Here is a 4,894-nt window from a genome sequence, read left to right on the forward strand (position 1 = left end):
CCTATCGGATCCTTTGATTCAACAGGTTTTGGCAACCAAGGGCCTGAACCTGCAGGAGAGGTGCAACAAGTTGGTCAATGAAGCCAATCGCCTGGGCGGCGGCGACAATATCACCGTTTGCCTGGCCGTAAATGAGGAGGATGGCGCGAGTGATCAATAAAGGTTATTTGCTTGGAGACCGCTACCGGATCGTCGACACCCTGGGTGAAGGCGGGATGGCTAACGTCTACCTGGCTGATGACATAATTTTAAAGAGACAGGTCGCCGTTAAAATTATTCGCCTTGACTTGCAGAAGGACTCCCAAGTTCTGGCCCGCTTTCAAAGAGAAGCTCTGGCCACCAGTGAACTGAGCCACCCAAATATTGTTTCTGTTTTTGACGTAGGGACCGACCATGGCCTGCCATATATGGTCATGGAATACGTGAAGGGACCCGACTTAAAGGACTATATCCGGGAAAACAGCCCGATTCCCCTGCCGCAGGTCATCAAAATCATGGACCAGATTTTGTCAGCGATGGAACTGGCCCACAAGCACAACGTGATTCACCGCGACTTGAAGCCGCAGAATATTTTGATGGATGAAAAAGGCAACATCAAAATTGCCGACTTCGGTATCGCGGTTGCCTTGAATCAAAGCGCGATCACCCAGACCAATTCGGTCCTGGGTTCGGTGCACTACATGTCTCCTGAACAGACCCGGGGCGGGATGGTCACCAAACAGTCTGACATCTATTCTTTGGGGATCATCCTGTATGAGGCCTTGACCGGCCATGTGCCTTTTAACGGAGAAACGCCGGTAGCGATTGCCCTCAAGCATGCGGAAGACGATATTCCGTCCCTCAGAAAGCAAAACAAGGCCATTCCCCAGGCCTTGGAAAACGTCGTTTTAAAGGCGACGGCCAAGGATCCGCGGGACCGGTATGCTTCCGTGGCTGAAATGAAGGCTGATCTGGACACCAGTCTGGATCCGAGCCGGGCAGGTGAAGCCATTTACCGGCCAAGCCACGGCAACAATGATGAAACCAAGATCCTGCCAGCCTTGAACGGCAAGGTCATGCAGGCTGAGAAGGCCAAAGAAGGCAAGGCTGAAGAGCCAAAGAAGCGGTCTTTATGGGCCAATATCAAGAAATATAAGTGGTGGTGGATCGGGTCATTATTCCCGGTCTTTGCCATTCTGCTTTTTATGTTTTTGGCAGTTGGCCACAACAATGTCCGGGTGCCTGACGTCGTGAACATGACGGAAAAGGCAGCCAAGACCTCTTTGAAGAGTGCCGGTCTGGCGGTAGGGGCTGTGAAGCGGACCTACTCCAGCGAGGTCAAGAAGGGCAAGGTGATTTCGACCACGCCGGAGGCCAACAGCCCCGTTGACAAGGGGCGGAAGGTCAGCCTGCTGGTCTCCAAGGGGCCAAACTTGACCAAGGTACCAGATGTAGAGGGCCTTTATTTGTCGACCGCCAAAAAGAAACTGAAGAAACTGGGCTTCAAGGTCAAGAGCCGGGAGGCACCGTCTAATGAGTACCTGCCAGGTTTGATCATCTCCCAGAGCGTCAAGGCTGGCCGTAAGGTAGATGCTTCTAAGACAACGATCACTTTGGTGGTGGCCGTGGCTTTGGAAGACCAGCCCAAGCCCTCCAGCTCCTCCAGCAGCAAGACCACTTTTAAACTGGAAGATTTGACGGGCAAGAGCTTGGAGAATGCCCAGTCTTACGCTAAGAGCAAGAAGTTGAACCTCAAGGTTGTGAAGGATTACTCTGACAGCGTGGACAGCGGCGACGTGATTTCAACAGATCCGGCAGCCGGCAGTGAAGTCGCTGAAGGGGACAGCTTGACGGTTACGGTTTCTAAGGGTGCAGAAAAGAAAGAGGTCAAGAAGACCTACACGGTTGACTACCAGGCTAAGGAGAGTTCATCAAGCTCTAGTGAATCAAGTGACGAATCCAGTGAGTCCAGCTCCAGCTCTTCCTCTAACCAGGGCAACCATGTCCGGATTTATATCCAAGATGATGACCACAGTCTTGGCAATATTTACCGGGACCAGTACATCACCAAGGATACGGACTTCACGATCACTTTTTCTGTTACTAAGGGTGACGGCAAGATCAAGATTGTGCGTGATGACCAAACCGTTGTTGATGAGACGGTTTCAGCAGATGACAGTGAAAGCGGGAATTAAATGGCAGAAATAGTACAAGGGACGGTTGTTTCTCTGATAGCCGGCTACTACGACGTGCAGACGCCGGCAGGAGTCGTGCGGACCAGGGCCCGGGGCGTTTTCCGCAAGAACCGGGAGAAGCCCCAGGTCGGCGACAGCGTGCAGGTCAAGCTGGATGAACAGGGCTTGGCTTATTTGGTGAAAATTCTGCCCCGGAAGAACCGGATCGGCCGGCCGGCGGTCGCTAATGTCGACCACGTGCTTTTGGTCATTTCGGCAGTGGAACCGGATTTCTCCACCGCTCTTTTGGACCGCTTCCTGGTCTTTTTTGCCTGGCAGGGGGTAGAGGTAACGATCTACCTGTCAAAGAGCGACCTGCTGGAAAAGGAAAAACTGGCAGAAGTAGAAAGCCAGCTGGCATACTATCAAAAGATTGGCTACCGGGTTTATCTGGACAGGGAAAATCTGGCAAGCGACTTGCCAAAGCAGATCATGGAAAGCGAGATCTGGACTCTGGCTGGCCAGTCAGGGGCCGGGAAGTCGACCCTGCTGAACTTTATCAAGGAAGACGCGGGGCAGGCGACGGGCGCGATCTCGACCAGCTTGAACCGAGGAAAACATACAACTAGAACGGTTACCCTTTTTAAATTAGGGGAAGGCTTTTTGGCGGATACCCCAGGCTTTTCGGCAATTGATCTGACGCCGATCAAGCTGAATGAACTGTGTACGTATTTCAAGGAATTTAAAGCCTTGAGTCCGGGATGCAAGTTCCGGGGCTGCCAACACCTGCATGAGCCGAAGTGCGCGGTCAAAGACCAGCTGGCTTTAGGTGAAATCGCGGCTTTCCGTTATGACGATTATCTGGCCATGCGGACGGAAATTGAGGAAGGCCGGATGCCGGAGTATTTGAAGTGATGAGATAAGACAGGATAGGGTGTTTTGTGATGGATGCTGCAGTATTGCTTGGCGGGCCAAAGGAAGAATGGCCGGCTGATTTGAAAGATCAGCTGAAGCAGGCGCAAGAAAGTGGCGACCTTTTGATCGGGGTTGACCGGGGCGCGCTTCTTTTGCTGGAATTAGGCTTTAAGCCGGATTTGGCGATCGGGGACTTTGACTCACTGAAGGCTGATGAACTGGCCTGGGTAGAAGGGACGGTTGCGGATATCCGCTATTCAGTGCCAAAGAAGGACTGGACCGATTCTGAGCTGATGCTGGGAATTGCTTTTGGCGATTATAAGATTGACCAGCTGAAGGTTTACGGGGCTACTGGCGGCAGGCTGGACCACGCGGCGATTAATGCTTTTGGCATTTTGAATCCCGATCTGCGTAAGTATGCCAACCAGTTGACCTTGATTGACAAGCAAAATATGATTTTTTACCGGCAAGCTGGCAGCTATGAAATTCAGAAGCAGGACTATACCTACTTTGGGGTAAGTTGCTTAATGCCGGTAGAAGATTTGACGATTGAGGGAGCCTTGTATGACCTGGCGCCTTATAGTGGCGACTACCTGCGTTCCTTCACGTCTAATGAGTTTTTGCCGGATAAGGATAGCTGCCGGTTATCCTTGAAGAAAGGCTTAGTAGCGGTCGTTTATTCTAAAGACTTGAACCGTTATGAGCAAGCTTGATTTGCACAAGCTAATATAATTAAGATAATAAAAAAAGTCTCGCTGAAAAGCGGGACTTTTTTGCTTACCACCCTTTTTTAAAAAATTAGATTTCAATATTTACATTCTAATTTTTCAGTAGTATTATTTTAAGCATATTTAACGATCTTACTAAAATATTTACGAGGAGGAGAAAAATGACGTTAAAATATGCCAGCAAGTGGAAACTGCTGGTCTTTGCGGTCTTCGCTGCCGCCAAGGCAATGCAGGCGGTTTTTATCGCTTATGTCTTTCAGAAATTTATTAATTTTGCCGGAAATCCCAAGGGGAGTTTATTACAATTAACTGTTAAAGCAGTTGTGGGTATTGTCCTTTTTGCTTGCCTGGCCCTAATCTACCAAATTATGCAGGCAAATATCATCAAGGATGTCAACTTGAAAATCAAGGAGCAGGCAACAGAATATCTCTTGTATTCTGATAATGCTGATCCAAAACTTGACTTGTCCTTTATGACCAATGACTTGAAGCAGGTCGAAAGTCACCGGGTGGAAGCTGAGCTGGATATTGTTTTTAATGGTTTGCAGTTTATTGCGGCATTTGCGGCGGCTCTGCTGTCTTCCTGGGCTCTGTCCTTGATCTTCCTGGTCGCATCCCTGGCACCTGGTCTACTGCAAAATATTTTCGGGCCAAAAATCGAAGCTGCTTCTTCTGCCTGGGAAGAGGAGAACAGCAAATATACTGAGGCAATGACGGATACCATCAATTTTGCTACTTTTGCCAGACTTTATGACGCTGAAGACAGCATTTTTTCCAGAATGCTCCACTACAGCCAGAAAATGGAAGCGGCCCTGGCCAAGATGAAGCGGACAGAAATGGTGACGGGTGAAGTCATCACGGTTTTCGCCTATGTCTGCAGCATGATCATTCCTTTTAGCCTGGGCATCTACTTTGTAACCCAAGGGCAGATCACTTTGGGGACCTTTATGATGATCTCCCAGCTGGCCAACAACTTTATCAATCCGATTGTCGGCATCTTTTCATCTGTCAATGACATTAAAACCAGCAATCCGATCTGGAAAAAGTATACTGCCGTGGCAGGTTTTACAGCAAAAGAAAGTGCTGCAGACCGGGATG

Annotated in this window: 4 protein-coding genes and 1 pseudogene; all 5 read left to right on the forward strand. The window is 49.6% G+C overall.

Annotated elements, in window-relative coordinates:
- A pseudogene (locus tag ACI32D_RS09530) lies at positions 1-160 on the forward strand (Stp1/IreP family PP2C-type Ser/Thr phosphatase); the annotation flags it as partial.
- Entirely contained in the window at positions 150-2,174 is a 2,025-nt protein-coding gene (pknB, locus tag ACI32D_RS09535; protein ID WP_439776330.1) for a Stk1 family PASTA domain-containing Ser/Thr kinase, read from the forward strand. The pseudogene ACI32D_RS09530 and the gene pknB, both read left to right, overlap by 11 nt.
- On the forward strand, positions 2,175-3,068 hold the full coding sequence (gene rsgA / locus ACI32D_RS09540) for a ribosome small subunit-dependent GTPase A (protein WP_439776331.1): 894 nt from the start codon (positions 2,175-2,177) through the stop codon (positions 3,066-3,068).
- A 29-nt stretch (positions 3,069-3,097) separates the two neighbouring features.
- Positions 3,098-3,781: a thiamine diphosphokinase gene (locus ACI32D_RS09545; RefSeq protein WP_439776332.1), complete on the forward strand. Its 684-nt coding sequence runs from the start codon at positions 3,098-3,100 to the stop codon at positions 3,779-3,781.
- Positions 3,782-3,957: 176 nt separating this feature from the next.
- Positions 3,958-4,894 (forward strand): ABC transporter transmembrane domain-containing protein (locus tag ACI32D_RS09550; protein ID WP_439776333.1); only part of this gene is annotated, 937 nt, incomplete at its 3' end.

Origin of the sequence: Lactobacillus sp., assembly GCF_051873315.1 — a bacterium.
In the GTDB taxonomy this organism is placed as follows: domain Bacteria; phylum Bacillota; class Bacilli; order Lactobacillales; family Lactobacillaceae; genus Lactobacillus.